Raw genomic sequence first — 25,733 nt, forward strand, 5'->3', positions numbered from 1 at the left:
GGTGGATGCCTCGGCCCGAGCCATCCGGGATCTCTCTGTGTGCGCGACCGGCGGGCCGCAGCCGAGACCGCGCGATAGCACCGGTCTGGTCACAGGGAACGTGCTGTCGCGCGGTCTCGCGACAACGCAGGGTCAGCCGGCTGAGGTGACACGCACCTCGGAGCCGCGGTCCTGCAGAGTGCCGGCGGCGGGGTCGGTCGACGCGACGGTGAACAGCCCCCACACGAACTGCGGAACGACCGTCGTCGGCTTGAATCCGGCCTTCTGCAGCTCGTCCATCGCTTCGGCCAGATTGTGGCCGACGACGTTCGGGACCTTGATCGGCGCCGGCCCCTTCGAGACCACGAGCGTCGTGGAGTCGCCGGAGCGCCAGTACCCGGGCTCGGCGCGATCGGCCATGCTGATCACGTCGCCCTTCGCGACGTCGTCGCTGTACTCCTCGGACGTGCTCGAGACGGTGATGCCGGCATCCTGCAGGGTCTTCGTGGCCTGGTCGACGGGCATGCCGATCACGCTCGGCAGCGGGCCGAGCGAGACGCCGATGGTGGCGGTGTCGCCCTGGTGCACCGTGCAGCCCTCGCCGCACTCGACCTTGTCGCCACCGCCGGCCGGCATGACGGCGACGTACACGACCGCGTCCTCGGGGGCGTCCGTGTAGTAGTACGCGGAGTCGCCCGCGGCGATCTGCTGGGCGTCCAGCAGGGCGCGCACGTCGGCTTCGGACTGACCGTTGAGCACGGGGAACGTCGCCTCGGCGGGGCCGAGCGAGACGGTGACCTTCACCTCGGAGTCGCGATCGACGCGCGTCCCCTGCTCGGGATCGGTGCCGATCACCTTGCCCGCCGGCACGTCGAGACTGCTCGCCTCGACCTTCACCGCGATCAGAGTGTCTTCCTTCAGCCGCGCCGCTGCTTCGTCGTACGTCTTGCCGGTCACATCGGCGACCACCACCATCGACCCGGGACCGGAGCCGAACCACCAGCCGACCCCGCCCGCCGCGGCGGCGAGCACCAGCACCATCACCAGCAGCCACACGCCGCGGGTGCGCCGGCGCTTGGTCGCGGTGCGCAGCCGCGTCGCGTTGTCGGTCTCTTCCATCGTGGCGATCGGCCCGGTCGCGGTGCTGGGCAGCACCGCGGTCAGCTCCCCGGTCGACGCAGCGGACTCGCCGATGACGCCGATCGGCCCGGTGCGGGTCACGACGGGCGTGACGCCGAGCTCGCGCTCGATGTCGTGCAGGCGGTTCAGCATCTCGCGGGCGTCGACGGGGCGATCGTCGGGGGACTTCTCGGTCGCCCACAGCACGAGTTCGTCCAGCGGCTCGGGCACACCGGGGTTCTTCACGCTCGGGCGGGGGACCGAGTCCGTCGCGTGCTGGAAGGCGATCTGCATGGGCTGCTCGCCCTTGTACGGCTGCTCGCCGGTGAGCATCTCGTACAGCATGATGCCGATGGCGTAGATGTCGCTGCGGGCATCCGCGGTGCCGCGCGTGACGAGCTCCGGTGCGAGATACGCGATCGTGCCCAGCAGCTGCGCGCCCGACGCGGTGTTCGCGGTCGTCGCGCGCGCGAGGCCGAAGTCGCCGATCTTGATGCGGCCGTCCTCGGCGAGCAGCACGTTCTCGGGCTTGACGTCACGGTGGACGATGCCCGCCTTGTGCGCGGCCGCGAGGCCCGACAGCACCGCGTCGAGGATCGAGATCGCCTGCGGCACGGTCAGCCGGCGCTGCTCGCGCAGCAGCTCGCGCAGCGTGATGCCCGGCAGATACTCCATGACGAGGTAAGCCATGTCGCCGTCGCGGCCTTGGTCGAACACGTTCACCACGTGCGGGTCCGCCAGTCGCGCCGCCGCCCGGGCTTCTTGGATGAAGCGGCTCTGGAACACGCTGTCGTCGCTCAGGTGCGAGTGCATCACCTTCAGGGCGACGCGACGCTCCAGCCGCAGATCGGTCGCGACATACACCGTCGCCATGCCGCCGCGGGCGATGCGAGCACGCACCCGGTACCGGCCGTCGACGAGACGGCCGATCAGCGGGTCCGTCTGCTGACTCGTGCTCACGCTGAGAGTCTACGGAGCCTCAGCCGTGAGCCCGCGGAGCGCCTCGCCCCACGAGACCGTAATGTGACGGTCTGCCGGGTCAGCCGAGCGCGGCGAGCCACGCGTTCGCCGACGACTCCCACTGCGCGTACGCGTCGGGGTAGGCCGAGATCTGGACGGCCTGGGCGGCCTGCGTGAAAGTCAGGCTCTCCCAGCCCGGGATGTCGAGCAGCCCGCGCGTGCGGCTGCCGTTGGGGTCGCTCGCGCCCCCGAAGAAGGCGCGGCTCGCGCGCGCGGCATCCTGCACCTCCGCCTCGGTGCCCCAGCCGTAGCTGGGCCGCTGCTGGAACAGGCCCAGCGAGTCGCGGTCGCCCCACGGCAGATTGCGCAGCGAAGACTCCTGCATGGCCGTGCCGAGCGCGATCGCGATGCCGCGGTCGGGGACGCCCAGCTGGCGCCCGACCGTGACGATCAGCTTGGCGTTGCCGACCTGCTCCGCGGTGAGCCCCGGGATCGAGGGGAGCGCCGTCGGCACCGTGATCGTCTGGCCCGGGTAGATGATCGACGACCAGCCGAGGTTGTTCGCGGCCAGCACGGCGTTCGTGGTGACGCCGTGACGCTGCGCGATCGCGCTGATGGTGTCGCCGGCGACGATCGTGTAGGCCGTGCCGCCGGAAGCGGTCGCCGGGGGAGCCGACGGGGCCGGCGCGGGCGCGGGGGCGGGGGTGGATGCCGCCGGCGCAGCACTCCCCGGGATCGAGATCCGCTGGCCCGGGTAGATGATCGACGACCACCCCAGTCCGTTCGCCGCGAGGACCGCGTTCGTCGTGACGCCGTGGCGGCGGGCGATCGCGCTGATCGTGTCGCCGGCGACGATCGTGTACGTGCCCGCGGTCGTCGTCGGCGCAGCGGGGGCGGCAGGGGCCGCGGGCGCGGCGGCCACGGCGCCTGCCGACAGCTTCAGCGTCTGTCCCGGGTAGATGATCGACGACCACCCCAGACCGTTCAGTGCCAGCACATCGCCGGTGCGCAGTCCGTGGCTGGCGGCGATGCGGCTGACCGTGTCGCCACGGACCACGGTGTACGTCGTGGGCGAGGCGGCGGCGACAGCCACCGTGGGGACCGCCGCCACGGGAGCGGCGGCAGCGCGGGGCGCTGCGGCGGGCACGGCGGCGACCGGATGGATGCTGCGCGGCAATGCGGCGGGCCCCGCCGGGGCCGAGGCATCCACGGTTCCGGCATGCGCGGGAACAGCGGAGAGCGTGAGAGCGATCGATCCGGCGACGGCCACGGGCACGCCGGCGAAGATCGCACGGGACCCGCTCGGAATGCGGGTGCTGCTGGTCTGTCGCACGAGTTTCCCCCCTCAGTCGACTCCGAAAACGGTGTCACGGATGATGAAAGGTGTCAACGCCTGTCGTGTCGAGGGGGTGATGTGACTGCTGTGACGCAAGGGGAATGAGGGCCGCACCGGCTTCATCTGAGATAGTGGCTTCCGTGACCTCTGACGCTGTTTCGCCCTACGAGACCGACTGGCTCACCCTTCCCGAACTCGTGGAGGTGCTGGGCGAACCGCTCGGCCGCGTGCGCCGGCTGCTCGACGAGTTCCACCTCGTCGGCTCGCGCCGCGACGGTGTGCTCAAGGTGCCTTCGGTGTTCATCGTCGACGGTGCGCCCCTGTCGTCGCTGCGCGGCACGATCTTCGTGCTGCACGACGCAGGATTCTCGGACGACGAGGCCATCGACTGGCTGCTCGCCCCCGAAGACACGATCGGCGTCGCGCCCGTCGCGGCGCTGCTGGCCGGCCGCAAGAGCGAGGTCCGCCGGGTCGCACGCGCCCTCGCCTGACGCTACGACGAGCTCAGGGACCGCAGCGGGCTCAGGGGCCAGGAGTCAGGTGGTGCGGACGGTCGCGGCGTGCGCCAGCTCGCGCAGCTCGCCGACGGCGGACTCGCCCAGGCGCGCACCCGACAGCGCCTGATCCGCCTCGGCCGCGTAGTCCGCGATGAGTCGCTCGACGCGCTCCAGCGCCCCGGAGTCCGTGATCGTCTGCTGCAGTGCTGCGATCTGGCCGGCATCGAGCCCGGGATCGCCCACGAGCTCGTCGAGCCTGCGGCGCGCCCCGGGATCCAGCGCCTCGCGCGTATAGGCGATCAGCACCGTCCGCTTGCCCTCGCGCAGATCGTCGCCCGACGGCTTTCCGGTGGCGCGCTCGTCGCCGAAGACGCCCAGCACGTCGTCGCGCAGCTGGAACGCCATGCCCAGCGGATGCCCGAAGCCCGCCAGCGCGGCCGCCTGCGAGGAATCCGCTCCCGCCAGCGCCGCGCCGATCGCGAGCGGCTGCTGCACGCTGTAGCGCGCCGACTTGTACGAGGCGACGCGCAGCGCGCGCTCGGCGTGCCGGTCGTCGGGCTCGGTGACGAACGCCGACTCCTCTGCCACATCGAGGAACTGGCCGATCGTCACCTCGCGGCGCATGTCCGCGTACTGTCTGCGCGCCGCTGCGGCGCGGTCGGGGGATGCCGCACGCAAGCCCTCTTCGAGCAGATCGTCGCTCCACGCCACGAGCAGGTCGCCGACGAGGATCGCGCCGGACCGGCCGAACGCATCCGCGTCGCCGTGCCAGCCCGCGCCGAGGTGCCGTGCCTGCAGTGCGCGGTGGGTGGCGGGGCGCCCCCGGCGGGTGTCGGAGTTGTCGATGAGGTCGTCGTGCACGAGAGCGGCCGCGTGGAACACCTCGAGTGCGGCCGCTGCGGCGATCACCGGCGCGGGCAGCTGCGCGGACGGCGACGAGAACTCCTCCACAGCCCTCCACCCGGCCACGCAGAAGCGCCCGCGAAGGCGCTTGCCGCCGGTCGCGGCGTCGGCTGCGGCATCCAGGAACACCGCCGCGTCGGCGCCGGCGTCGGCCGCGCCGGTCCGCTGCGCTGTGACGAATGTGTCGACTCGCTGAGAAATGGCTTCGATCGGATCTGCGGCGGCGAACACGGGCCTAGCCTAGTGACGAACGGCACGCGTACAATCGAGCCACCGGAAGTACAGAGGGGGATGCATGCCACTCTCCGAACAGGAGCAGCGCCTGCTGGACGAGATGGAACGCCATCTCATGCGCAACGACGCGGACGTCGTGAGCGCGCCGCAAGGCGGGCGCACCCTGAGCTATCGCAACATCGTCTACGGCACCATCCTCGTGCTGCTGGGCATCGGCGGCCTGATCATGGGCGTTTCGCTTCAGGTCATCGCCGTCGGGGTCATCGGCTTCGTCGTGATGCTCGGCGGGGTCATCCTCGCCATCACCCCCGGACGCGGCGCCGGCAAGGCCCGCGTCGAGCCCGAGCGGCCGTCGAGACCGCAGACCAACAACAGTTCTTCGTTCATGGATCGCATGAACGACCGCTGGGACAAGCGGCAGGAGGAGCGCTGAGCGTCCCCGCCCTTTGACCAGCACCGCCGCCTGAAACGGCACAGAAGCACCGACCTTCGGGTCGGTGCTTTTTTGTTGCCCGCGCGACCCCCTCAGGGAGCTCACAGGGAGCGCTCAGCATCGAATCGATGGTGAAGTGGAGGAGAGTGGAGTAAAGTGGCGTGCAACCCGGGGGGCCGGACGAAGGGGGTGTGATGTACCGATGCTGTTGGGCACGCACACACCCAAGCTCGATGACAAAGGTCGCGTCATCCTCCCGGCGAAGTTCCGCGACGATCTCGGTGGGGGTGTCGTCGTGACGCGCGGGCAGGATCGCTGCCTGTACGTGTTCAGCGAGGCGGAGTTCGAGCGGGTGCACGAGCGCATCCGTGAAGCGCCGCTCGCCAACAAGCAGGCGCGGGACTTCCTGCGCATGTTCCTCTCGGGCGCGAGCGCCGAGAAGCCCGACAGTCAGAACCGCATCACCATCCCCCCTCCGCTGCGCGCCTACGCCGGCCTGGAACGCGAACTCGTCGTCACCGGCGTGGGCGCCCACGCCGAGATCTGGAACGCCGACGCGTGGAACTCCTACGCAGAGGCCAACGAAGAGAGCTACGCCGAGCTGGAGCAGGAGGTGATCCCGGGACTGTTCTGACACCCCAGGCCCCGACTCCCAGCCGCTCACGCCCTGGCACACTTCCCCGGTGCCAGGTCAGAGCGGATGGGGATCAGGACCGGGGGAGGAGGAGCAGCCGAGGCCCCGGCACATCATCATGGACCTTCGCGACATCCACACTCCGGTCATGCTCGAGCGCTGCATCGAGCTGCTCGCTCCCGCGCTGCAGCGCGACGGGGCCGTCTTCGTCGACGCGACGCTCGGCATGGGCGGCCACTCCGAGGCGTTCCTCGAGCGGTTCCCGGGCCTGCACCTGGTCGGACTCGACCGCGACACCGACGCACTGCGCATCGCGGGCGAGCGCCTGGCACCGTTCGCAGATCGCGTCACGCTGGTCCACACCGTCTACGACGGGATCGCGGATGCCGTCACGTCGGCCGGTTTCGGGCACGCCGACGGCATCCTCTTCGACCTCGGCGTCTCGTCGCTGCAGCTCGACCTGGCAGACCGCGGCTTCGCCTACGCGCAGGACGCGCCCCTGGACATGCGGATGGACCAGTCGGCGGGAACGACCGCCGCCGACATCCTCGCGAGCTACGGCGAAGGCGATCTGCGCCGCATCTTCGAGCGCTACGGCGAAGAGAAGCTCGCCGGCCGCTACGCCCGGGCGATCATCGCCGCGCGGGCCGAGGCGCCCATCGAGCGCTCAGGCCGGCTCGTCGAGATCCTGCAGGCCGCCACGCCGGCGGCCGTGCAGCGCACCGGCCACCCCGCCAAGCGCGTGTTCCAGGCGCTGCGCATCGAGGTCAACCGTGAGCTGTCGGTGCTCGACCGCGCCGTCCCCTCGGCGCTCGGCATCCTGCCGGTCGGCGGCCGCATCGTCGTGCTGTCGTACCAGTCGCTGGAGGACCGCCTCGTCAAGCGCGCGTTCGCCGAGGCCTCGGCCTCGACGGCTCCGGCCGGCCTGCCGGTCGAACTGCCCGAACACGCGCCCAGGTTCCGACTGCTCGTCAAGGGAGCCGAGCTCGCCACCGAAGAGGAGCGCGCGGCCAATCCGCGCGCGACGCCCGTTCGGCTGCGTGCCGCCGAGCGACTGAGGCCCGAGCACGAAGGAGGAGGTGCCGCATGAGCACCACCGCGCTGAGCGCGCCGGGGCTGCCCCGGCGCAGCGCCGCGCCGGATCGGTCGGAGGCGCCCCGCCGCCGACTGCGGATCGTCGAGGCGCCGGCCCGCCGACGCCGGCCGAAGCTCCTCTACGGCATCGTCGCGGTCGCGGGCGCGTTCCTCATCGCGGCGGCCCAGATGTCGCTGTCGCTCATGACGACGCAGGGCACCTACGAGCTGTCGAGCCTGGCGAAGGAGCAGCGCGACCTCACGTACCAGAAGCAGATCCTGTACGACGACGTCGCCGGGCTCAGTTCACCCCAGTACCTCGCCGCGAACGCGGCCGCCCTGGGGATGGTGATCAACGAGGCGCCGAGCTATCTGCGACTCAGCGACGGCGCGATCCTCGGGCCGTCCGAGGTCGCGATGGGCTCGTCGTCGGTGGACGCGATCGGCCGCGGATCGGTCGCGAACGCGCTGATCAGCGACACCCCCCTGGTGACCGTCCCGGACGCGACGATCGGCGGGCTGCCCGTCGAGGTGGCGGATCCGGTGGACGGCGGGGTCGGCAACACTCCGCCGCCGATCACCGACGGACTGCCCACCCCGAGCACACACTGAATCACGATGACCACCCGAAGCACGAGAAGTCCCCGCCGCCGCACCGTCGTGGCCCTCGCCGTCGTTCTCGCGGTCCTCGCCGGTTTCGTGGTGCGGCTCGTCGACATCCAGGTCGTCAACGCGGACGAGCACATCCAGGACTCGAAGTTCGCCTTCGCGGGATCGCAGAAGCTGTACGGCACGCGTGGCTCGATCGTCGATGAGAGCGGGCAGACGCTGGCCGGCAGCATCCTCCGCTACGACTGCCAGGTCAATCCGCTGCTGATCACGCAGGTCGACGCCGAGGTGCTCGAGAAGAAGTCGAAGTCGCGCCTGTGGGCCGACGTGTCGAACGACGTCGCCGAGATCCTCGGCGAGACGCCCGAGGACGTGCGCGCGATCGTCGGCGACGCACTGGCGGGCAACGAGGCGACTCAGTACGCCAAACTCAAGAACGGGGTCTCGACGGAGCAGTACCGGGCACTCGCCGACCTGAAGACGCCGTACATCTTCTGCGCCCCGCATCCGGCGCGCGCCTACCCCGACGGCGCCGTCGCGGGCAACCTGCTCGGGTTCATGGGCACCGACGGCGAGGCGCTCGAAGGCCTGGAGAAGTCGCAGAACGCGTGCCTCGCGGCGACGAACGGCGAGCGCACGTACGACAAGGGCAATGACGGCGTCGTCATCCCTGGCACTGAGAAGGACGACCCGCCGACCGACGGCGGCACACTGCAGCTCACCATCAACCGCGACCTGCAGTGGTATCTGCAGCAGCTCATCGCCGAGCAGACGCAGAACATGGTCGCCCAGCACGGGTCGATCCTCGTCTACGAGGTGAAGACCGGGAAGGTGCGCGCAGCGGCCGAGTATCCGACCGTCGATCCCAACAACGTCGACGGCACGCCCGACCCCGACAACCGCGCGAGCCAGATCTTCCGGTATGCGTTCGAGCCGGGCTCGACGTTCAAGGCGCTCACGGCGGCGACGCTCATCGACGCCGGCGGGCAGTCGCCCACCTCGACCGTGGTCGCCTCGAGCGAGGAGTTCTTCGCCGACGGCGCCCGCGTGCGCGACGCGTTCAAGCACCCCGCGTACACGTACACACTCGCGGGCGTGCTGATCGACTCGTCGAACGCCGGCATCTCGAAGTTCAGCGAGAAGATCGACAAGCAGACGCGGTACGACTACTTCAAGAAGTTCGGGATCGGCGAGGGCACCGACTCCGGCTACCCCGAAGAGGCTCCGGGCCTCGTCTATCCCGCCGACGAGTGGGGCACGCAGACGACCCTCAACACCTCGTTCGGACAGGGCGTCATGACCACCATGCCCGAGCTCGCCAGGGCGTACGGCGCGATCGTGGGCGGGGGCGTCGAGATGCCGCTGCAGATCATCGAGTCGTGCACGAAGCCCGACGGCACCGTCGTGAAGCCGGAGGTCGCCGAGCCGAAGCGCGTCATCAGCGAGAGCACGTCCGCGCAGATGCGCGAGATGCTCGAGAACGTCTTCCTGCAGGCCAACTACGCCAAGGCCGTAGCCATCCCGGGCTACCGCATCGGCGGCAAGACCGGTACCGGTGAGAAGCACGACGAAGTCACCGGCGGCTACAAGCAGGGCGTCTATTACACGACCATGGTGGGCTTCGCCCCGGCCGACGACCCCGAGTACGTGGTCGTCGTCACTCTGGACGAGCCGACGAAGGTAACATCGTCAGCGGCCAACGCGACCGCGTTCCAGAAGGCCATGACCCAGGTCCTGAAGACGTACCGCGTCATGCCTTCCACGACGTCGCCGGTGCTGCTGCCCAAGTTCGGGTAGCACCTCCCCAGTACCGGATCGCTGCTTAGGGTCGGAGTACCTCCCACATGATCGCGTTCACCATCGCACAGCTTGCGCATGCCGTCTCGGGCGAGGCGGTGCTCGCCGGCGACGACACGCTCGACACCGTCGTGTCGGGCGCCGTCGACACCGACTCGCGCCTCATGGCCCCCGGCGGCATCTTCGTCGCCAAGCCCGGCGAATCCACCGACGGGCACCTGTTCGTCGACGCCGCCGTCGCCGCCGGCGCGGTCGTCGCCATCGTCGAGCACACCGTCGAGACCGCGGTCACCCAGATCGTCGTGGCGGACGCGGTGGCGGCGTTGGCCGACCTCGCGCGCGTCGTGGTGAAGAGAGTGAGGGATGCCGGAGACCTGCGTGTGGTCGGGATCACCGGCTCGAACGGCAAGACGACGACGAAGAACCTGCTCGCCCGCATCCTCGAAGGCGAAGGCGAGACCGTCGCGCCCAAGGCGTCGTTCAACAACGAGGTCGGAGCGCCGCTCACGATGCTGCGCGTCACCGAGTCCACACGGTTCCTCGTGAGCGAGTTCGGTGCCAGCGGACCCGGTGCCATCGCCCGCCTCGCCGGGCTCGTCGACCCCGACGTCGCCGTCGTGCTCATGGTCGGCATGGCGCACGCGGGCGGCTTCGGCGGGATCGAAGGCACCTTCCACGCCAAGTCCGAGCTCGTGAAGTCGCTGCGCGCCGGGGGAGTCGCCGTCCTCAACGCCGACGACGCCCGCGTGGCCGCCATGGCGCCCATCGCCGCCGAGCACGGCGCGAGCGTGCGCTGGTTCGGCCGCGGCACCGAGGCGCAGGTGCGGGCCGACGACGTCGTCGTCACGGCATCCGGAACGTCCTTCACCGTCACCGCAGACGGCGAGTCGCTGCCGCTGCGGCTGCGCGTGCTCGGCGAGCACCACGTCATGAACGCCCTGGCCGCGATCGCCGCAGCCACGACGCTCGGCGTGAGCCTCGCCGATGCCGTCGCGCGCCTGGAGACGGTCGAGATCGCCGAGCGCTGGCGCATGCAGCCGCTGGGCTCGGACCGCGTGCGCATCATCAACGACGCCTACAACGCCAGCCCCGACTCGATGGCGGCCGCGCTGCGCACGCTGGCGCAGATCACCGGACCCGACGAGCGCACCGTCGCGGTGCTGGGCGCCATGAGCGAGCTCGGCGAGTACACCGAAGAGGAGCACGATCGCGTCGGCCTGCTCGCGGTGCGCCTGGGGATCCAGCGCATCGTCGTCGTGGGCGACGGCGCACGCCGGATGTACCTCGAGGCCGTCGCGCAGGGCTCGTGGGACAACGAGGCCGTCTTCTTCTCGACCGCCGACGAGGCGTTCGCCTACCTGCAGGGCGAGCTGCGCGACGGCGACCGCGTGCTCGTGAAGTCCTCGAACTCGGCCGGGCTCCGGTTCCTGGGCGATCGTCTGGGAGAATCGTTCTCGTGAGATCCCTCCTGACTGCGGCAGCGATCTCGCTGGCCTTCACGCTGTTCCTCACCCCCGTGTTCCTGCGGCTCTTCCGCAAGTGGGGGTGGGCGCAGGTCATCCGCACGCCCGAAGACATCCGCAACCCCAACCACCAGACCAAGCGCGGCACGCCCACCATGGGCGGCACGATCTTCATCGTCGGCACGATCGTCGGCTACCTCGTGGGCGCCTACACCGGCAACAACCCGCCCACCATCTCCGGCCTGCTGGTGATCTGGATGATGGTCGGACTCGGAGTGGTCGGCTTCATCGACGACTTCATGAAGGTGCGTCAGCAGCGCTTCGGCGGGCTCAGCGGGTGGCGCAAGGTCGTCGGACAGGTCATCGTCACCGTGCCCTTCGGCATCGTGGCCCTCAACTTCCCGAACGACTACGGCCAGACGCCCGCATCGCCGTACATCTCGGTCTTCCGTGACGTGCAGGCACTGTCGTTCATGGCGGTCGGCCTCGTGGTCGGCTGGCTGCTCTACCTCGCGTGGGTGTCGTTCATCGGCGTCGCGTTCTCGAACAGCACCAACGTCACCGACGGACTGGACGGCCTCGCGGCCGGTTCGGGCATCTTCGTCACCGGTGCCTACAGCCTCATCGCCTTCTGGCAGTTCAACCAGGCCTGCTGGGGCGGCGGCGAGCTGTCGTCCGGCGCGCAGATGGCGTGCTACCCGACGCGCGACCCGTTCGACCTCGCGATCATCTCCGCGTCGTTCGTCGGCGCCCTGGTCGGATTCCTGTGGTGGAACGCCCCCAAGGCCAAGGTCTTCATGGGCGACGTGGGCTCGATGGCGATCGGCGGCGTCATCGCCGCGATGGCGATCCTCACCCGCACCGAGCTGCTCGCGGTGCTGGTCGCCGGCGTCTTCATCATCGGCCCGGGCTCGGTGATCCTGCAGCGGCTCTACTTCAAGATCACGCGCGGCAAGCGGCTGTTCCTGATGAGCCCGTTCCACCATCACCTCGAGATGCGCGGGTGGTCCGAGGTCACCATCGTCGTGCGCATGTGGATCATCGCGGGCCTCCTGGCCGTCTCGGGCATCGGATTCTTCTACGTCGAATGGCTCTCTCGCACATGACCTCGGAACGCCTGCGCGCGCTCACCAGCTGGCACGCCGACTGGAAGGGCCTGCGCGTCGCGGTGCTCGGTCTCTCGGTCACCGGCTTCTCGGTCGCCGACACGCTGGCCGAGCTCGGCGCCGACGTGCTCGTCCTCACCGAGAAGGCCGACGAGGAGTACGCGCGTCTGCTGCCCGTCATCGGCGCGCGGCTGTGGACCGGGCCGCTCACGACGGCGCCCGCCGAGCTCGTCGGGTTCGACCCCGAGGTCGTCGTGGCCTCGCCCGGGTTCGCGCCGCAGCATCCACTCATCTCCTGGGTGCGTGAGAACGACATCGCACTGTGGGGAGACGTCGAGCTCGCCTGGCGGGTGCGCGACAAGGTCGTGCGCGCCGACGGCACGCCTGCCGAGTGGATCCTCATCACCGGCACCAACGGCAAGACCACGACCACGCGGCTGACGGCGACGATGCTCGGGGCGGGCGGGCTGCGGGCGGCGCCGGTGGGCAACATCGGCACGCCGGTCCTCGACGCGGTGCGCGACCCTTCCGGCTTCGACGCGCTGGTCGTGGAGCTGTCGAGCCACCAGCTCTGGTACCTCGGCCTGCAGGATTCGCCCGAGCCGGTGTCGCCGCACGCCGCCGTGTGCCTCAACCTCGCCGACGACCACCTGGAATGGCACGGCTCGTTCGAGGCGTACCGCGACGCGAAGGCGCACGTGTACGACAACACGCGCGTCGCGTGCGTATACAACAAGGCGGATGCCGCAACCCGGACCATGGTCGAAGACGCCGAGGTCGTCGAGGGCGCCCGCGCCATCGGCTTCGATCTCGGGATCCCCGGCCCGAGCGACCTCGGCGTCGTCGAGGGGATCCTGGTCGACCGCGCCTTCCTCGACGATCGCCGGACTTCGGCGCTCGAGCTGTCGACGGTCGAAGAGCTCGCCGCGCTCGGACTCGCCGCTCCGCACATCGTCGCCAACATCCTGGCCGCGGCCGCGCTTGCACGATCGCTCGACGTGCCGCCCGCCGCGATCCGCGAAGCCCTGCGCGGCTTCCGCCTCGACCCGCACCGCATCGAGATCGTGGCGCGGCACGAGGGGGTCACGTGGGTGGACGACTCCAAGGCCACCAACCCGCACGCCGCCGCGTCGTCGCTCGCGGCCTACCCGGGAGCGGTCTGGGTCGTCGGCGGACTGCTGAAGGGCGTCGACATCTCGGAGCTCGTGGCCGGCCGCGGTGCCGCAGCCAAGGCCGCCATCGTGATCGGATCCGACCGGACAGCCGTGGTCGCCGCGTTCGAGCGACACGCGCCGGCGGTGCCCGTGTTCGAGGTGGACGCCGTCGAGACTGAAGGAGTCATGGCGCGTGTCGTCGAACTGGCGGCAGGGGTGGCGCGTGACGGGGACGTGGTTCTGCTCGCTCCCGCTGCGGCATCCTTCGACCAGTTCGCATCGTATGCGGACCGCGGCCGCCGATTCGCGGCGGCGGTGAGGGAACGGATCGGAACGGAGGTTCCCGGTGACGACGACAGAGCCGCCACGGACCCGGGCGACCAGGCCGACCCCGCCGCGCCGGACGACGCCGGCGCCTGAGTCCGCTGCGGCTGCGAAGGCGGCCGCTCCGGCGGCGCCCGAGCCGGCGGGCGACAAGCCCGTCCGCCGCGGGCTCGCGGCCCGCGTGTCGCTCGGCCGCGTGTTCGCACCGGTGCCGAGCGAGTTCCTGCTCATCGCGTCGACCGCGCTGCTGCTCACCGCGTTCGGGCTGGTCATGGTGCTGTCGGCGACCTCCGCCACAGCCACCGCGAAGGGTGAGGCGCCGTGGGAGATGGTGCTGAAGCAGGTGATGTTCGCGGCGATCAGCATCCCGCTGATGTTCATCGCGAGCCGCCTGCCGGTCGCGTTCTACAAGCGCATGGCCTGGCCTGCGCTGATCTTCGGCATCGCGTTCCAGCTGCTCGTGTTCGTGCCGACCCTCGGCATCGAGATGGACGGCAACCGCAACTGGATCAACATCGGCGGCGTGCAGGCGCAGCCGTCCGAGTTCCTGAAGCTGGGACTCGCGATCTGGGTGGCCTTCGTGCTGTTCCGAAAGCGGACGCTGCTGGCCGACTGGCGGCACGTCTACATCCCGCTCGTGCCTGTCGCCGCCCTCGCGATCGGCACGGTCATCGCCGGTCACGACCTCGGCACGGCGATGATCCTCGCGCTCATCGTGCTGGGCGCGCTGTTCTTCTCGGGCGTGAAGCTGCGGGTGTTCCTGCTGCCCACGATCGGCGCCCTGGCGTTCATCGCCTTCTACTTCCTCACCAGTGCCGACCGCATGCGCCGGTTCTTCAGCTTCCTCAACCCGAACTGCCTCGACGACTACTACAACGACTGCTACCAGCCGCTGCATGGCATCTGGGGGCTCGCGAGCGGCGGCGTCTTCGGCCTCGGGCTCGGCAACTCGCGTGAGAAGTACGACTGGCTGCCCGCGGCCGCCAACGACTACATCTTCGCGATCATCGGCGAAGAGCTCGGCCTCATCGGCTGCGCCGTCGTCCTGGCCCTGTTCGCCCTGTTCGCGGTGGGCGCGTTCCACGTGATCCGCAAGACCGACGATTCGTTCGTGCGGATCGCCGCCGGCGGCATCACGGTGTGGATCATCGGCCAGGCGCTCATCAACATCGGCGTCGTGCTGCGCGTGTTCCCCGTGATGGGCGTTCCGCTGCCGTTCATGTCGCAGGGCGGCACATCGCTGCTGTCGGTCCTGGTCGCCTGCGGCGTGCTGCTCGCGTTCGCGCGATCGCTGCCGGCATCCGTCGCCCGCCGCGAAGCGGCCATCGCCGAGGCGCGCGCCGCTCGCGAGCGCGCCAAGCTGCGCGCGGTCCGCTGAGGCGGACACCGCGGGGGAGGGTGCGCCCCGCCGGGTAGGCTCGCGGAGTGACGACGTATCTTCTCGCCGGCGGCGGCACCGCCGGACACGTCAACCCGCTGCTGGCCGTGGCCGACGGGCTTCGCGCGCGCGACCCGCAGGCCGAAGTGCTGGTGCTCGGCACGCGCGAGGGCCTCGAGGCGCGGCTCGTGCCCGAGCGGGGCTACGAGCTGCTGATCGTCGACAAGGTGCCGTTCCCGCGCCGTCCGAACGGCGCGGCCGCCGCCTTTCCGGCACGCTTCCGGCGTGCGATCGGACAGGTGCGGGCGCACATCGCCGAGCGCGGGGTCGACGTCGTCGTGGGCTTCGGCGGATACGCCTCGGCACCGGCCTACGTCGCCGCGCGCCGCGAGCGCGTGCCGTTCGTCGTGCACGAGGCCAATGCACGGCCCGGGCTCGCCAACGTGCTGGGCGCCCGCAGGGCGGCACGCGTCGGCGTGGCGTTCGAGGGCACTCCGCTCAGGCGCGCGCGCGTGGTGGGGATGCCGCTGCGCGACGAGATCGTCACGCTCGACCGCGGCGCCCTGCGCGCTGAGGCGGCCGAGTACTTCGGCCTGGACGCCTCGAAGCCGGTCCTGCTGGTCTTCGGCGGATCGCTCGGCGCGCAGCGCCTCAACGAGGCGTTCGGCGAAGGCCACGGCGGCGCGTGGCGCGACGTGCTCGACGCCGGCTGGCAGCTGCTGCACGCGACCGGTGAGCGGTCCGAGCTGCCCGATCCCGGCGTGCCCGGGTACGCCATGGTGCGCTACCTCGACCGCATGGATCTCGCGTTCGCGCTGGCCGACCTCGTCGTCTCGCGCGCGGGTGCCGCGACGGTCAGCGAGATCAGCGCCCTCGGCATCCCCACGATCTACGTGCCGTACGCCGTGGGCAACGGCGAGCAGGCGCTGAACGCGTCGTCCGCCGTGCGCGCCGGAGCCGCGGTGCTGATCCCGGATGCCGGATTCACGGGCGACATCGTGCGCGCCGAGGTCGTCCCGCTCCTGGCCGACGAGCCCCGGCGCTCCGCGATGGCGAAGGCCGCGGCATCCATCGGCATCAAGGACGGCACCGCCAACGTGATCGCGCTGATCGACGAGGCGCTGCGGGGCTGACACCCCTTGTCTCCTGATCTCGCGAGAGGTCGCCCGCTGTCAGGCCCCCGCGCCGGCGGCTGCCGGACCGGACCGCAGCGCCGCCGCCACCACGGCCAGCGCCTCGTCGGTGTCGAGGCGCAGCTCGCGCACCTGCGCGGCGAAGGCCGCCGCCGCGCGCTGCAGCTGCTGTCGCGCGGGGTCGGCGTCGAAGGCGACGAACGTGCCGTTGCGACCGCGGGTCTCGATGATGCCGGATGCCTCCAGCTCGCGGTAGGCGCGGGCGACGGTGCCCGGAGCGATGCCGAGGTCCTCGGCCAGATGCCGCACCGTCGGCAGTCGCTCGCCCGCGGCGAGCTCGCCCGAGGACACGGCGTCGACCAGACCGGCTCGCAGCTGTTCGAACGGGGGGACCGGCGACGACGGGTCGATGACGATCTTCTTCTCCACACCTCGGGTGTACAAGGTTCTGTATCAATGTGTCAACACATAATGAATGCTGCAGCCCGTTGCGCCGGGCGCGCCGGGGCGGCGGCATCCCCTCGCCAACTTAGGATTGACGGGTCATGATCAGACCCGATCTCAGTCTTCCCATTCCCGACGACATCACCGCCGCCCACTTCATCGGAATCGGCGGATCCGGCATGTCGGGGCTCGCCCGCATGTTCCTGGAGCGCGGCATCCGCGTGTCGGGCTCCGACCGCGCCGACAGCAAGGCGCTGCGCGAGCTCGCCGAGCTCGGCGCGACCGTGCATGTCGGCCACGACGCCGCGAACCTCGCCGACGACGTCGACACCGTCGTGCACACCGGCGCCATCTGGCCCGAGAACCCCGAGTTCGTGCTGGCGAAGCAGCGCGGGCTGCACGTCATCCACCGCTCGCAGGCTCTGTACTGGCTCATCGGCGGACGCCGGCTCGTGTCGGTCGCCGGCGCGCACGGCAAGACGACATCGACGGGCATGCTCGTCACGGCGCTGCGCGACCTCGGCGTCGACCCGACGTTCGTGAACGGCGGCGTCATCGCGCAGCTCGGCGTGTCGAGCGGCACCGGCTCCGACGACGTGTTCGTCATCGAGGCCGACGAATCCGACGGCACCTTCCTGCTGTACGACACGTCGATCGCCCTCATCACCAACGTCGACCCCGACCACCTCGACCACTGGGGGACGCGCGACGCGTTCTACGAGGCGTTCGCACGTTTCGCGAACGAGGCGCGCGAGGCCGTCGTCATCTCGTCCGACGATGCCGGCGCCCAGCGGGTGGCCGCGCAGCTGACCCATCCTCGGGTGGTGACTTTCGGCGAGGCCGCCGATGCCGCTGTGCGGGTGAGCGACGTCGTCACCGACGGTCCCGTCTCGTTCCGCATCACGCACGACGGCACGACGGTCGACGCGCAGCTGCCGATCCCGGGCGCACACAACGCGATCAACGCCGCGGGCGCCGTCGCGGTGCTGCTGACGCTCGGGCACGAGCTCGAGCCCGCCGTCCGTGCTGTCGAGGGCTTCGCCGGCACGATCCGCCGCTTCGAGCTGCACGGCGTCGAGCGCGGCGTCAGCGTCTTCGACGACTATGCCCACCACCCGACCGAGGTCGCCGCCGCCCTGGCTGCCGCGCGCACCGTGGTCGGTGACGGACGCATCATCGCGATCCAGCAGCCGCACACGTACTCGCGCACGCAGGAGATGTACCGCGAGTTCGCCGAGGTGCTCGAGCGCTATGCCGACCACACCGTCATGCTCGACGTGTACGGCGCGCGCGAGGATCCGGTCCCCGGCGTCACCGGCGAGCTGGTCAGCGGCGCGTTCGCCGATCCGTCGCACGTGCACTTCGTGCCGGACTGGCAGGAGGCCGCCGACTACACCGCGTCGGTCGCGCGCGACGGCGACTACGTCATCACGCTCGGCTGCGGCAACGTGTACCTCATCATCCCGCAGGTGCTCGAGGCGCTCGGCCGCGCCGACGTCGCAGAAGCGGGGGAGTAGGCCCGCATGCGCCGCCCGTCGCCGCTCCCGCAGTCGCCCCTCGCCCCGCGCGGCGCGGCGCGGGCGGACGTGCCGGCGGCGCGTGCGGATGTCGACGATGTCGACGACGTGGATGCCGGCGTCCCGGCGGACGAGCAGCCCACGGCACCTGTCATCCCGCTGTCGGCAGATGCGCGCGCCGAGGCCGAACCCGCGCCGGCCGGCGATGCCGAAGGTGCGGACGACGCCGCCGAACCCGAGGTCGGGTTCCGCGAGGTCTGGAAGGCCGCCCGCGCGCGACGCAAGGCGCTGCGCGCCGAGGTCCGCCGCTTCACCGTCCGCCAGCGACGCCGGCGGACGATGTGGCTCGGGTCGGCGGCGGCCGTCGTGCTGCTCGCGCTGGGCACGGTCGGCGCCGCGTACAGTCCGCTGTTCGGGGTCGAGAAGATCTCGATCGTCGGCGCGCAGGCGCTGAACGCGACCGAGGTCGCCGACGCCCTGTCGTCCCAGCTCGGCACGCCGCTGCCGCTGGTCGACGAGAGCGCCGTCAAGAAGGCGCTCGTCGCCTTCCCGCTCGTCGAGACGTACGCGCTGGAGGCGCGGCCGCCGCACGAGCTCGTGGTCCGCATCGTCGAGCGCACCCCGGTCGGTCTGATCGAGACGCGTGCCGGCTACACCCTCGTCGACGCGGCAGGGGTCGCGCTGTCGACCACCGCGACCCCCAGCCCGGGCACGCCCGTTCTCACGATGCGCGGCGGCGTCGACTCCGACGCGTTCGCGTCCGCCGGCCAGGTGATGCGCTCGCTTCCCGACGACATCCGTGCACAGGTCACGGCGGTGGCGGCATCCACTCCCGACGACGTCACCCTCACGCTCGGCGGCACCAACACCGAGGTCGTGTGGGGGAATGCCGAGCGCTCGGCCGACAAAGCGCTCCTCTTGCAGAAGATCATGGCCTCGCGCCCGCCCGCCGACGTGTTCTCATACGACGTGTCGTCGGCGGAGGCCGTCGTCGTCCGCTGAGTCCGGTGCCGGAGCAATTCCGTCACAGGTTGGCGCGACACGCCGACTCGTTCCAGGCTGCGGCGCGGCGTCCGCTTACTTTCGACACAGCGGAATTGCATACCGGGCAATTCTTTATACCTCTACTAGAGGTTGAAGGTTTACAAGCCAGGGGGCCGGCATGAGCCAGAACCAGAACTACCTCGCCGTGATCAAGGTCGTCGGCGTCGGCGGCGGCGGCGTCAACGCGGTCAACCGCATGATCGAGCTCGGGCTGCGCGGCGTCGAGTTCATCGCCATCAACACCGATGCCCAGGCGCTGCTCATGAGCGACGCCGACGTCAAGCTCGACGTCGGGCGTGAGCTCACCCGCGGACTCGGCGCCGGCGCCGACCCCGAGGTCGGCCGCCGGGCGGCAGAGGACCACGCCGAAGAGATCGAAGAGGCGCTGCGCGGCGCCGACATGGTCTTCGTCACGGCGGGCGAGGGCGGCGGAACCGGCACGGGCGGCGCGCCCGTGGTCGCCAAGATCGCGAAGTCGATAGGAGCACTCACGATCGGTGTCGTGACGAAGCCCTTCTCTTTCGAGGGGCGCCGTCGCCAGCAGCAGGCGGAGTCCGGCGTCGCCCGTCTCAAGGAAGAAGTCGACACCCTCATCGTGGTGCCGAACGACCGTCTGCTGGAGATCAGCGACCGCGGCATCTCGATGATCGAGGCGTTCGCGACCGCCGACCAGGTGCTCCTCGCCGGTGTCCAGGGCATCACCGACCTCATCACGACGCCGGGTCTCATCAACCTCGACTTCGCCGACGTCAAGTCGGTCATGCAGGGAGCGGGGTCGGCCCTCATGGGCATCGGCTCGGCACGGGGAGCCGATCGCGCCATCAAGGCCGCCGAGCTCGCCGTCGAGTCGCCGCTGCTCGAGGCGTCGATCGAGGGCGCGCACGGCGTGCTGCTGTCGATCCAGGGTGGGTCGAACCTCGGCATCTTCGAGATCAACGACGCCGCGCAGCTGGTCAAAGAGGCGGCGCACCCCGAGGCGAACATCATCTTCGGCACGGTCATCGACGACACCCTCGGCGACGAGGTGCGCGTCACGGTCATCGCGGCGGGCTTCGACGGCGGCGAGCCGCAGGCCCGCATCGAGCCGATGACGGCCGCGCGCGTCGTGTCGACGCCCGCGCTGCCGGTGACGCCCGCCGAAGAGGCCGCCAAGGACCGTGACGTCGTCGAGCAGTCGGCGGTGCCGGTGAGCGTGGGCGCCGTCACCGAGTCGTCGTACGAGTCGGCGTTCAGCGACGACGACCTCGACATCCCCGACTTCCTGAAGTAAGTGTCGCTCGCAGACCGCCTCGCGGAGGTGGACGGGCGGATCGCGGATGCCGCACACGCGGCCGGCCGCGATCCGTCCGAGCTCACCCGCATCGTGGTGACGAAGTTCCACCCGGCCTCGCTCGTCGACGAGCTCTACGGTCTCGGCGTGCGCGATGTGGGCGAGAACCGGCAGCAGGAGCTCAGCCGCAAGGTCGTCGAGGTCGGCGACCGCGATGGCCTGACGTGGCACTTCATCGGCCAGGCGCAGACCAACAAGGCGCGCGCCATCAGGGCGGCGGCAGCGGTCGTGCACTCGCTCGACCGCGCGCGGCTCGCCGACGCGCTGCACGCCGCCGCCGAGCCCGGACGACCCGTGCTCGACGTGCTGCTGCAGGTCAACCTCACCGACGATCCCGGTCGTGGCGGCGTGGCGCCCTACGACCTCGTCGCCCTCGCCGAGCACACGGCGGAGCTGCCCTCGCTGCGGGTGAGGGGCGTGATGGCCGTCGCTCCGCTCGACGAGCCGCCGGCCCCGGCTTTCGCCCGGCTGCGGGCGCTCTCGGACGCGCTGCGCACCGTCGTGCCCGACGCCGACTGGATCTCGGCGGGGATGACCGCCGACTTCGCGGAGGCGATCGCGGCAGGCGCGACACACCTACGCATCGGGTCGGCAATCACCGGCCCCCGGCCACAACGCGGTTAACCTCGGAACAGATGAGCACTACGGAGGATGCGATGTCGAACCCGCTCAAGAAGACCATGGTGTACCTGGGCCTCGCCGACGAGGAAGAGGTCTACGAAGAGCCGGCACCGCAGCCGCGTGCCCGCACCTCCGAGAAGGTCGTAGAGAAGGCGGCAGCCCCCGTGACCCCGATCCATCGCCCCACCGTCGTCCGCCAGCCCGCGCCGGCGGCCATCAACGAGATCCTGACCGTCCACCCCAAGCAGTACCGCGACGCCCAGGTCATCGCCGAGAACTTCCGTGACGGCATCCCCGTCATCATCAATCTGTCGCAGATGAGCGACGCCGACGCGCGACGTCTGATCGACTTCGCGAGCGGCCTGTCCCTCGGCCTGTACGGACGCATCGAGCGGGTCACCAGCAAGGTCTTCCTACTGTCGCCCGAGAACGTCGCCGTGTCGGGTGACGGCGCCGTCGCACAGGCGGATCCGGACTCGGTTCCGTTCTCGCAGCCGTAATCTGGCTACGTGGCAGTCGTCTCACTCATCGCAGCGATCCTCAACCTCGCGCTGCTCCTGTACGTCTTCGTTCTGCTCGCGCGGCTGATCCTCGACTGGATCCCGTTCTTCAACCGCGAATGGCGCCCGCACGGAGCGGGCCTCGTCGCCGCCGAGATCGTCTACACCGTCACCGACCCGCCCATCAAGCTGTTCCGCCGGTTCATCCCGCCGCTGCGGATCGGGGCGATCGCGATCGACTTCGGGTTCGCCCTGACGATGCTCCTGTGCTTCGTGCTGCTGAGCATCACGCGCGCCCTGGCGGGCTGATCGGATCGCGTCGCCGGGAGTCTTCCGGGAGTCCGTGTCCTTCGACACTCTCAGAACCCGCGGCTATGCTTTGCTGATACGAACGGCCGCCGACCGGCGGTCGCACCGACATCGGCCCAGACGCTCGAAAGAGGAATCACCATGGCTTTGTCCCCCGATGACGTCGTCACCAAGCAGTTCCAGCACGTCCGCTTCAAGGAGGGCTTCGACCCGGACGAGGTGGACGACTTCCTGGACGAGATCGTCGTCGAGTGGCGCAAGGCCCTCGCCGAGAACGAGGAACTGAAGGCCAAGCTGGCCGCGTACGAGTCGGGTGCCGCCGCTCCGGCCAAGGCGGCAGAGCCCGCTCCGGCCCCCGCCCCCGTCGTCGAGGCGGCACCGGTCGCCGGCGCCGCGCCCGCTGCGAGCGCAGGCATCATCGAGCTCGCCCAGCGTCTGCACGACGAGCACGTCGCCGAGGGAATCGCCCAGCGCGACCAGCTCATCGCCGAGGCCAAGTCGCAGGCCGCGAGCATCGTCTCGGACGCCGAGACCCGCGGCCGCGAAGAGCTCGCCAAGCTCGACCGCGAGCGCGCCGGCCTCGAGAGCAAGATCACCGAGCTCCGCAACTTCGAGCGCGACTACCGCGCTCAGCTGCGCAGCTACATCGAGGGCAAGCTGCGCGACCTCGAGACCACGGCGACGACGTCCGGCGCTCAGCCGGTCTCGTCGCTGGGCCTCTAACCCTTGTCGGGCCGAGCACCCCTTCGTCCGGCGGCGGCCGGCACCCTCATCGCGATCCTCGCGCTGACGGTGCTGGCCGCCGACCAGTTGGCGAAGCACTTCGCTCTCGAGAACCTTCCGTACCAGGAGCCGGTGCACGTCATCGGCGACTTCCTGATCTTCTATCTGACGCGCAACTCCGGTGCCGCGTTCTCCCTCGGCGCCGACGCCACGTGGATCTTCACGATCGCGCTGTCGGCCGTCGCGATCGTGATCGTGTGGCTCGCCGCGACCCGCGTGCGCTCCCGGCTGTGGGCCGTCGCCCTCGGCCTGCTGCTCGGCGGTGTGCTGGGCAACCTCGGCGACCGGCTGTTCCGCGACCCCGGCTTCGGCATCGGCCACGTGGTCGACTTCATCGACACCCCGTGGATGTGGTTCATCCCCGGCCTGCCGGGCGGCATCTACAACATCGCCGACATGTTCATCGTGTCGATGATGATCGGCGTCGCGATCCTGGTGCTGGTGGGCCTGCACTTCGACGGCTCGCGTGACAAGCGCCAGGCCATCGAGGAAGTGGATGCTGAGGCATCCGATTCTCCGTCGGTCACACCGGAGGACTGACGTGGAATCGCGCAGCCTTCCCGTCCCGGACGGGCTCGACGGCACGCGGGTCGATGCCGCGCTGGCGAAGATGCTCGGCTTCTCGCGCACCTTCGCGGCGGAGGTCGCCGAGGCCGGCGGCGTCTCGATGGACGGGCGCACGCTCGCGAAGTCCGACAAGCTGCGCGGCGGCGCGTGGCTCGACGTGTCGTGGGCGCCGAAGGAGGAGCCTCGCATCGTTCCCGTCGAGGTCCCCGAGCTCGGCATCGCGTACGACGACGACGACATCGTGGTGGTCGACAAGCCCTCCGGCGTCGCGGCCCACCCGTCTCTGGGGTGGGAGGGGCCGACGGTGCTCGGAGCGCTCGCGGCCGCCGGTTATCGCATCGCGACGACCGGTGCAGCGGAGCGCCAGGGCGTCGTGCACCGGCTCGACGTCGGCACGAGCGGACTCATGGTGGTCGCGAAGACCGAGCGCGCGTACGTCGCGCTCAAGCGTGCGTTCAAGGAGCGCGAGGTCGAGAAGATCTACCACGCCGTCGTGCAGGGCCACCCCGACCCGCTCGTCGGGACCATCGACGCGCCGATCGGCCGTCACCCCTCGCACTCGTGGAAGTTCGCCGTCACCCCGGACGGCAAGGACTCGGTCACGCACTACGAGACGCTCGAGGCGTTCCCGGGCGCGTCGCTGCTGGAGATCCACCTCGAGACGGGGCGCACGCACCAGATCCGCGTGCACATGGCTGCGCACCGTCACCCGTGCGTGGGCGACCCGCTCTATGGCGGCGACCCGACCCTCTCGGCCCGCCTCGGGCTCACGCGGCAGTGGCTGCACGCTCACGAGCTCTCGTTCGCCCACCCGACGACGGGGGACTGGGTGACCTTCACGTCGGACTACCCGGCAGACCTCGCCCACGCGCTCGAGGTGCTGCGCGGCGACTGACCGTCGCGCCGGCGGACGCTGTCAGCGGCCGCCCTCGAACCGCGCTCCGCCGTCGGCGCGCGCGTACCCGATGCGGCGGTACATGTCGGACAGTTCCAGGGGCGGCAGGTCGTCCAGGTCGTACCAGCCCACCTCGGTCATCTCGCCGTCGACCGGCCGCGGCTCGCCCGAGACCCACCGGCAGCGGAACACGAGGTCGAGGTAGTCGACCTCGTCGCCGTGCGGGTACACGACCCGCGGCAGCTGGTGCACCCAGGCGAGCCGCTCGACCGTGCAGACGACACCCGCCTCTTCGAGCGTCTCGCGCACCGCGGCGTCGGCGGGCTCCTCGCCGGGATCGACGATGCCGGTGATGGGGGTGAGCGCGCCGTTGTCGCTGCGGCGGCCGAGCAGCACCTGCTCGCCGCGCAGCACGACGGCGGTCGCGCCGACGAGCGGCAATGCGGCGGTGCCGACGTGGCGGCGCAGCTCGAGGACGAAGTCGGGGGTCGGCATGGGCACAGCCTAAGCGCCGATGTCGGATGCCGCGGCCATAGTGGACGCATGACGATCGAGGTGAGACCCGCCACGGTGTTCGACGACGTGGCCGCCGTGATCGGGCCGAAGAACCCGCAATCCAGCGTGTGCTTCTGCCTGAGCTACCGGATCCCGTCGAAAGAGGCGAACGCGCTGCGCGGACCAGACCGTGCCGACCGGGTGCGACGGCTGATGGACGAAGAGGGGCCGATCGGCGTCCTCGCCTACGACGGCGACGAGCCGGTCGGCTGGGCCGCGGTCGCACCGCGCACGAGGACGCACTTCGCCACGTTCCGCAAGATCCCGCACGTCGACGACCAGGACGTGTGGTCGCTGTGGTGCTTCCGCGTGCGGCCGGGGCATCGCAAGAAGGGGGTGATGCACGCCCTCATCGACGGCGCCGTCGAGTTCGCGCGCGAGCAGGGTGCGCCCGCGATCGAGGGTTACCCCGTCGACAACGACGGCGCGCCCGTGAACCAGACGATGGCATACGTGGGCACGAGACGTCTGTTCGAGCAGGCCGGCTTCACCAAGGCGGTCGACACGTCGTCGGTGCTGGCCGGCTTCACACGTGTGCTCATGCGGCGCGAGCTCTAGCGTGGACGCGTGAACGAGCTCCTCCGTCGCCGCCTCGAGCGCGCGAACACCCTCTACCTCGACTTCCTCGACACGATCCCCGCCGAGCATCTCGGCTCGCGTCTGCCCGGGCTGCCCTCCGACACCGTCGGCCATCAGCTGTGGTGCGTGCTCGGTGCCCGCGAGAGCTTCCCCAAGGCCGCGCGGGCAGGGGAGTGGCAGGGATTCTCGAGTCCGATCGAGCGGGACGGATCGTCGGATGCCGCGACCGTGCGCGCCGCCTTCGTCCAGACCGCCGCAGACATCGACGAGTGGGTGACGGGCATCGACGTCGCCGACGAGGATTCGCTGCGGTACGTCCTCGCGCTGCTGGAGCACGAGACCATGCACCAGGGGCAGCTCATCCGCTATCTGTACGGGCTCGGCATCGACCGCCCGCACACGTGGCAGCAGCAGTACGCGCTCGACGAAGAGTTCTGAGATCCCCGTGAACCGGAA

At 70.5% G+C, this 25,733-nt stretch carries 27 protein-coding genes; 22 read left to right on the forward strand and 5 right to left on the reverse strand.

Features of this window, described 5'->3' with window-relative positions:
- Positions 1-132: 132 nt before the first annotated feature.
- Both pknB and IF188_RS03270 read right to left on the reverse strand, forming a co-directional pair.
- Positions 133-2,058, reverse strand: coding sequence for a Stk1 family PASTA domain-containing Ser/Thr kinase (gene pknB / locus IF188_RS03265; RefSeq protein WP_191170374.1), 1,926 nt, complete (start codon positions 2,056-2,058; stop codon positions 133-135).
- 79 nt (positions 2,059-2,137) lie between these two features.
- A complete protein-coding gene (locus IF188_RS03270) occupies positions 2,138-3,334 on the reverse strand; it encodes a LysM peptidoglycan-binding domain-containing protein (protein WP_191170737.1) in 1,197 nt (398 codons plus the stop codon).
- Between the two features lie 191 nt (positions 3,335-3,525).
- Between IF188_RS03270 and IF188_RS03275 the strand changes: the two genes are divergently transcribed.
- On the forward strand, positions 3,526-3,885 hold the full coding sequence (locus IF188_RS03275) for an Rv2175c family DNA-binding protein (protein ID WP_318152752.1): 360 nt from the start codon (positions 3,526-3,528) through the stop codon (positions 3,883-3,885).
- Positions 3,886-3,930: 45 nt separating this feature from the next.
- Here the strand turns inward: IF188_RS03275 and IF188_RS03280 are convergent, their stop codons facing one another.
- Positions 3,931-5,025: a polyprenyl synthetase family protein gene (locus tag IF188_RS03280; RefSeq protein WP_191170376.1), complete on the reverse strand. Its 1,095-nt coding sequence runs from the start codon at positions 5,023-5,025 to the stop codon at positions 3,931-3,933.
- A 64-nt stretch (positions 5,026-5,089) separates the two neighbouring features.
- Between IF188_RS03280 and IF188_RS03285 the strand changes: the two genes are divergently transcribed.
- The 10 genes from IF188_RS03285 (at position 5,090) to IF188_RS03330 (ending at position 16,133) form a co-directional block, all read left to right on the forward strand.
- Positions 5,090-5,461, forward strand: coding sequence for a DUF3040 domain-containing protein (locus tag IF188_RS03285; RefSeq protein ID WP_191170377.1), 372 nt, complete (start codon positions 5,090-5,092; stop codon positions 5,459-5,461).
- 202 nt (positions 5,462-5,663) lie between these two features.
- Complete coding sequence (gene mraZ / locus IF188_RS03290; RefSeq protein ID WP_141893478.1) at positions 5,664-6,095, forward strand: division/cell wall cluster transcriptional repressor MraZ; 432 nt, start codon at positions 5,664-5,666, stop codon at positions 6,093-6,095.
- Positions 6,096-6,213: 118 nt separating this feature from the next.
- Positions 6,214-7,185, forward strand: coding sequence for a 16S rRNA (cytosine(1402)-N(4))-methyltransferase RsmH (gene rsmH / locus IF188_RS03295; protein WP_191170378.1), 972 nt, complete (start codon positions 6,214-6,216; stop codon positions 7,183-7,185).
- Entirely contained in the window at positions 7,182-7,781 is a 600-nt protein-coding gene (locus IF188_RS03300; RefSeq protein WP_191170379.1) for a hypothetical protein, read from the forward strand. Before rsmH ends, IF188_RS03300 begins: the two co-directional genes overlap by 4 nt.
- 6 nt (positions 7,782-7,787) lie before the next feature.
- On the forward strand, positions 7,788-9,575 hold the full coding sequence (locus IF188_RS03305; protein ID WP_191170380.1) for a peptidoglycan D,D-transpeptidase FtsI family protein: 1,788 nt from the start codon (positions 7,788-7,790) through the stop codon (positions 9,573-9,575).
- Positions 9,576-9,622: 47 nt separating this feature from the next.
- Positions 9,623-11,035, forward strand: coding sequence for a UDP-N-acetylmuramoyl-tripeptide--D-alanyl-D-alanine ligase (locus IF188_RS03310; RefSeq protein WP_191170381.1), 1,413 nt, complete (start codon positions 9,623-9,625; stop codon positions 11,033-11,035).
- Positions 11,032-12,144, forward strand: coding sequence for a phospho-N-acetylmuramoyl-pentapeptide-transferase (mraY, locus tag IF188_RS03315; RefSeq protein ID WP_191170382.1), 1,113 nt, complete (start codon positions 11,032-11,034; stop codon positions 12,142-12,144). Before IF188_RS03310 ends, mraY begins: the two co-directional genes overlap by 4 nt.
- Positions 12,141-13,718 (forward strand): UDP-N-acetylmuramoyl-L-alanine--D-glutamate ligase, encoded by a 1,578-nt coding sequence (gene murD, locus IF188_RS03320; protein WP_191170383.1) that lies wholly within the window; start codon positions 12,141-12,143, stop codon positions 13,716-13,718. Before mraY ends, murD begins: the two co-directional genes overlap by 4 nt.
- Entirely contained in the window at positions 13,645-15,000 is a 1,356-nt protein-coding gene (gene ftsW / locus IF188_RS03325) for a putative lipid II flippase FtsW (protein WP_191170384.1), read from the forward strand. The genes murD and ftsW overlap by 74 nt, the downstream gene beginning before the upstream one ends.
- A gap of 47 nt (positions 15,001-15,047) precedes the next feature.
- Positions 15,048-16,133 (forward strand): UDP-N-acetylglucosamine--N-acetylmuramyl-(pentapeptide) pyrophosphoryl-undecaprenol N-acetylglucosamine transferase, encoded by a 1,086-nt coding sequence (locus tag IF188_RS03330; RefSeq protein WP_191170385.1) that lies wholly within the window; start codon positions 15,048-15,050, stop codon positions 16,131-16,133.
- Between the two features lie 39 nt (positions 16,134-16,172).
- Here IF188_RS03330 and IF188_RS03335 read toward each other — a convergent pair whose 3' ends face one another.
- The gene (locus tag IF188_RS03335; RefSeq protein ID WP_318152754.1) at positions 16,173-16,562 is read right to left on the reverse strand and encodes a GntR family transcriptional regulator; all 390 of its coding nucleotides are present in this window, start codon (positions 16,560-16,562) and stop codon (positions 16,173-16,175) included.
- 116 nt (positions 16,563-16,678) lie between these two features.
- Here IF188_RS03335 and murC point away from each other — a divergent pair, with 116 nt between their 5' ends.
- The 9 genes from murC to IF188_RS03380 all read left to right on the forward strand — a co-directional run bounded on the left by murC (position 16,679) and on the right by IF188_RS03380 (position 24,143).
- Positions 16,679-18,094 (forward strand): UDP-N-acetylmuramate--L-alanine ligase, encoded by a 1,416-nt coding sequence (murC, locus tag IF188_RS03340; RefSeq protein WP_191170386.1) that lies wholly within the window; start codon positions 16,679-16,681, stop codon positions 18,092-18,094.
- Positions 18,095-18,100: 6 nt separating this feature from the next.
- Positions 18,101-19,096, forward strand: coding sequence for an FtsQ-type POTRA domain-containing protein (locus IF188_RS03345; RefSeq protein WP_191170387.1), 996 nt, complete (start codon positions 18,101-18,103; stop codon positions 19,094-19,096).
- Positions 19,097-19,256: 160 nt separating this feature from the next.
- Complete coding sequence (gene ftsZ / locus IF188_RS03350) at positions 19,257-20,408, forward strand: cell division protein FtsZ (protein WP_191170388.1); 1,152 nt, start codon at positions 19,257-19,259, stop codon at positions 20,406-20,408.
- Complete coding sequence (locus tag IF188_RS03355) at positions 20,409-21,092, forward strand: YggS family pyridoxal phosphate-dependent enzyme (protein ID WP_191170389.1); 684 nt, start codon at positions 20,409-20,411, stop codon at positions 21,090-21,092. It abuts the gene before it with no gap.
- A 32-nt stretch (positions 21,093-21,124) separates the two neighbouring features.
- Entirely contained in the window at positions 21,125-21,589 is a 465-nt protein-coding gene (locus IF188_RS03360; RefSeq protein ID WP_191170739.1) for a cell division protein SepF, read from the forward strand.
- Between the two features lie 9 nt (positions 21,590-21,598).
- A complete protein-coding gene (locus tag IF188_RS03365) occupies positions 21,599-21,898 on the forward strand; it encodes a YggT family protein (protein WP_141893493.1) in 300 nt (99 codons plus the stop codon).
- A gap of 141 nt (positions 21,899-22,039) precedes the next feature.
- Positions 22,040-22,621 (forward strand): DivIVA domain-containing protein, encoded by a 582-nt coding sequence (locus tag IF188_RS03370; RefSeq protein ID WP_191170390.1) that lies wholly within the window; start codon positions 22,040-22,042, stop codon positions 22,619-22,621.
- 3 nt (positions 22,622-22,624) lie between these two features.
- Entirely contained in the window at positions 22,625-23,221 is a 597-nt protein-coding gene (gene lspA, locus IF188_RS03375) for a signal peptidase II (protein WP_191170391.1), read from the forward strand.
- Position 23,222: 1 nt separating this feature from the next.
- Positions 23,223-24,143 carry an RluA family pseudouridine synthase gene (locus IF188_RS03380; RefSeq protein ID WP_191170392.1) on the forward strand — a complete coding sequence of 307 codons (921 nt, stop codon included), beginning with the start codon at positions 23,223-23,225 and terminating at the stop codon, positions 24,141-24,143.
- A gap of 21 nt (positions 24,144-24,164) precedes the next feature.
- On the opposite strand, the gene IF188_RS03385 is transcribed toward IF188_RS03380, so the two are convergent.
- Positions 24,165-24,638: an NUDIX hydrolase gene (locus IF188_RS03385; RefSeq protein WP_191170393.1), complete on the reverse strand. Its 474-nt coding sequence runs from the start codon at positions 24,636-24,638 to the stop codon at positions 24,165-24,167.
- Between the two features lie 48 nt (positions 24,639-24,686).
- Between IF188_RS03385 and IF188_RS03390 the strand changes: the two genes are divergently transcribed.
- Together IF188_RS03390 and IF188_RS03395 are read left to right on the forward strand one after the other, a co-directional pair.
- Entirely contained in the window at positions 24,687-25,256 is a 570-nt protein-coding gene (locus IF188_RS03390; RefSeq protein WP_191170394.1) for a GNAT family N-acetyltransferase, read from the forward strand.
- A 9-nt stretch (positions 25,257-25,265) separates the two neighbouring features.
- Positions 25,266-25,715, forward strand: a complete 450-nt coding sequence (locus IF188_RS03395) for a DinB family protein (protein ID WP_191170395.1) — start codon at positions 25,266-25,268, stop codon at positions 25,713-25,715.
- Positions 25,716-25,733 lie beyond the last annotated feature (18 nt).

Source organism: Microbacterium helvum (genome assembly GCF_014779795.1).
Lineage (GTDB): Bacteria > Actinomycetota > Actinomycetes > Actinomycetales > Microbacteriaceae > Microbacterium > Microbacterium helvum.